At 69.8% G+C, this 3,597-nt stretch carries 4 protein-coding genes; 2 read left to right on the forward strand and 2 right to left on the reverse strand.

The features are described 5' to 3' along the window. Positions 1-208 precede the first annotated feature (208 nt). Positions 209-631 carry an SgcJ/EcaC family oxidoreductase gene (locus ACFV20_RS36555; protein ID WP_073771966.1) on the forward strand — a complete coding sequence of 141 codons (423 nt, stop codon included), beginning with the start codon at positions 209-211 and terminating at the stop codon, positions 629-631. A 221-nt stretch (positions 632-852) separates the two neighbouring features. Continuing rightward, a complete protein-coding gene (locus ACFV20_RS36560) occupies positions 853-1,689 on the forward strand; it encodes an alpha/beta fold hydrolase (protein WP_073771965.1) in 837 nt (278 codons plus the stop codon). Between the two features lie 84 nt (positions 1,690-1,773). On the opposite strand, the gene ACFV20_RS36565 is transcribed toward ACFV20_RS36560, so the two are convergent. Together ACFV20_RS36565 and ACFV20_RS36570 are read right to left on the reverse strand one after the other, a co-directional pair. After that, positions 1,774-3,357, reverse strand: a complete 1,584-nt coding sequence (locus ACFV20_RS36565) for a 4-hydroxyphenylacetate 3-hydroxylase family protein (RefSeq protein WP_073771964.1) — start codon at positions 3,355-3,357, stop codon at positions 1,774-1,776. 41 nt (positions 3,358-3,398) lie between these two features. Further along, positions 3,399-3,597 (reverse strand): DUF6052 family protein (locus tag ACFV20_RS36570; RefSeq protein ID WP_385665397.1); only part of this gene is annotated, 199 nt, incomplete at its 5' end.

Raw genomic sequence — 3,597 nt, forward strand, 5'->3', positions numbered from 1 at the left:
CGTGTGCGAAGTCCTTGACACCGCAGATCGTCGCACCGGGTTCCGGGCCTCAGCTTCTTCCAGAATGCGCGACTTGTTCTGGCCGTGAAGTGACTGGCGTGGGGCGCAACGCAGGAGATGCCCGGCGGCGGGGCCGACTGCCAGCGTCGGGCCCAGGCAGGTCTGACGGCCGTGCCGAAACCGCCATCCAACGGACGGGAACCGAGATATGACCAGCACCGACTCGACCACCTCCGCTCCGAACGCGGCCCTGGCCGCGGTAGCCGCCCTGCCGGGGCGCATCGTGGCCGCGTGGGCCGACCACGACGCCGACCGGTTCGCCGACGTCTTCGCCGAGGACGGGACGATGATCCTCCCGGGCCTCTACCGGAAGGGCCGTGAGAACATCCGCACCCACATGGCGGCCGCGTTCGCGGGCCCGTACAAGGGCACGCGCGTCATCGGCAGCCCCATCGACGCGCGTCTGCTCGGCGACGGGGTCGCTCTGCTGATCACCGAGGGCGGCATCCTGGCCCCGGGTGAGACCGAGGCGAGCGGCGACGGCGCCGTCCGGGCCTCGTGGCTGGCCGTCGAGCAGGACGGGCAGTGGCGTCTGGCCGCCTACCAGAACAGCCCGCGCGGCAACGACTGACGAAATCGCCGTCCCTTTTCCGCCACACGGAGCACTGAGCATTCCTGAAGATGCGAGCCGCGCCTGAGGACACGACAATGTCCGGAAGGTCCGGGCACGCCGTCGTGCAGCGGCCGGCGTGCCCTCCGGACCCCTCAATTCCGGCAGGACCGACTACTTTCCCGCCGGACGCCGGTCTCTATTGTCGGCAGCACGCCCCACAACGTGATCTGAGGGAAAGCATGTCTTCAACCCGCGAGAAAGCAGCCAAGGTGGAATCGACGACGGTATCGGCCGACGGCACCACGATCGCCTTCGACAAGTCGGGCGAGGGGCCGGCGGTGATCCTGGTGGCCTCCGCCCTGGCCGACCGCTCCGACGCCAAGAGGCTCGCCGCTCTCCTCGCCGAGCACTTCACGGTGGTCAACTACGACCGGCGGGGCCGCGGCGCCAGCGCCGACGGTTCGGCGTACGCGGTCGAGCGCGAGATCGAGGACATCGCGGCGCTGATCGACCAGGTCGGCGGTTCGGCGTCCCTGTTCGGCAGCTCGTCCGGCGCGGTGCTCGCCCTGCGAGCCGCCGCCGCCGGCCTGAAAGTGAACAAGCTCGCAGTCTACGAGCCGCCGTTCTCCGTCGCCCCGGACGGCTTCGGCCCGCCCGCCGGCTTCGCCGGGCAGATCGACGCCCTGCTGGCGGAGGACCGGCGCAGCGACGCGGTCAAGGCCTTCATGGTCAAGGCGCAGGGCATGCCCTCGTTCATGGTCGGCGCGATGCGCCTGATGCCCGGTGTCTGGTCCAACCTCAAGGGTCTGGCCAACACGCTGCCCTACGACATCGCGGTCATGGGCGACACCCAGCAGGGCAAGCCGCTCCCCGCCGAGCCGTGGTCGGCGGCCTCGGCTCCGACCCTGGTGCTGACCGGTTCCAAGAGCCCCGAGGGCTTCCAGCGTGCCGCGAAGGAACTCACCGGAGTGCTCCCCGACGCGAGCCACCGCACGCTGAACGGGCTCAACCACGGCGCCGTGGCCATGGCGCCCAAGAAGCTCGCCCCCGAGCTCATCGAGTTCCTGCGCGGCTGAGTCCCCCTCCTCACCCGACGGCGTACGTGAAGCGGGCCCCCGGCATCTGGTCCGGGGGCCGCGGTACGTCGTCGGCGGGGGCGGCTACCGTCCTCCGAGCAGGTCACGGGAGGCGGAGCGCAGGTCCGGGAACGACTCCAGGTCGGGAGCGGTCCAGCCGTCCAGGTCGTACTCGTCCATGCAGGCCTGGGCGAAGTCCTTGTAGGAGTCCAGTTTGCCGCTCGCCGTCTGCGAGAGCAGCAGTTCGATCCGGGTGTTCTCGTGGTTGCCGGAGTAGTTCCGCTCGTAGAGTTCGTGGCGGCCGCCGAAGTCGGAGCCCACCGCGTCCCACAGCAGCTTCATCACCTTGACCCGCTCGTCGGCGCCGGCGCCGTCACTGCCTCGGAGGTACTTCTCCAGGTAGGGGCCGGTCTCGGGGTTGCGGAAGTCCTCGGTGGAGGAGTTGACGTACATCAGTCCACTGGCCACGTCCTGCTGGACGATCTCCAGCACCCTCGGATAGCCGATCTGCATGAACCAGCGGTAGGCCATGCCCGCCTGGGGGTTGGGCAGGAGCGTGCCGTTCTTCCAGGGGACGGGGTTGCGGGCCGCCGCGTCCGACAGCGACCAGAAGAGGTTGCGCCAGGCCAGGACCTCGCCCAGCCGGGTCTGCACGCCGCGGAAGTCCTTCGCCCCGGTGATGTCCAGCGCCTTGGCCAGCAGTCCGGCGATGAACTCCAGCTTCACGGCGAGCCGCGTGCACCCGTGGAAGGTGGCCCGCTCGATCATCCCGGACTGCCCGGCGAGGAGGTGCACCTTGCCCAGGTTGCCGTAGACGAACACGTTCTCCCACGGGATCAGCACCTGGTCCAGGACGAGGATGGCGTCGTTCTCGTCGAGCCGTGAGGAGAGCGGGTTGTCGAACGGGCTGCCCGTCATCGCCGCGGTCGCGGAGTAGGAGGGCCGGCAGATCACCTTGAGTCCGTCCGCGTCCATCGGCACGGTGGCCACCAGGGCGAACTTCCGGTCCTTGATGGGAAGTCCCCAGTGCGAGATGAACGCCGCGTGGGTGAGGGCCGAGCCGGTCGCGACGACCTTGGCCCCGCTCACCACCAGACCCGCGTCGGTCTCCCGCTCGACGTGGATGAAGACGTCGCCCACCTCGTCGGCCGGCAGCGACCGGTCCACCGGGGGGTGGAGGAAGGCGTGGTTCCAGTACAGCACCTTCTCCTGCGACTCCCGGTACCAGCGCCGGGCGTTGTCCGCGAAGGGCTCGTAGAAGTCGGCGTTGGCCCCCAGCGTGCCGAGGAACGACGCCTTGTAGTCGGGGCTGCGCCCCATCCAGCCGTAACTCTTGCGCGCCCAGGACGCGATGGCGGCCTGGTCCTTGACCAGGTCGTCGACACTGCGCGGCGCGGTGAAGAAGCGGTGGGTGAACCCGTCTCCGGAATCGGTGGGCGCCGTCAGGACCGCCTTCTGGTCGGGGTCGTGAAGGCTGTCGTACAGCCGGGCCGTCATCCGGGCCGGGTTGTGGAACGCGGGATGCGCGGTGACGTCCTTGACGCGGTTGCCGTCGAGGTACACCTCCCGCGCGTCCCGCAGACTCTCCAGGTACTCCTCGCCGGTCAGCGGCCGGGTGCCGGAACTCTCATCGGCCGGGCTCGTTTCGCGCTCTGCACCGTGGGACACCGGTCTCCCTTTCGTCTGACCCGGCGAGCCGGGGGATGGGTTCAGGCCACGAGGCTGTCGTCGTGCCCCCGGTAGTAGTCGAACTCCACGGCCTGGCCGTCCAGGGCGATGCGGAGTTCCGCGCGGGCCGCCCTGACCGCGGCGAGCACGGCCGGGACCGTGCAACTGCCCTCCAGCGCGCCCAGGCTCCGGTAGCTCCCCAGGAGCTGCTCCACCTGCTCAGGCCTGAGGGGCGAGTTC

The sequence above is a fragment of the Streptomyces sp. NPDC059696 genome (assembly GCF_042733745.1).
Taxonomy (GTDB): domain Bacteria; phylum Actinomycetota; class Actinomycetes; order Streptomycetales; family Streptomycetaceae; genus Streptomyces.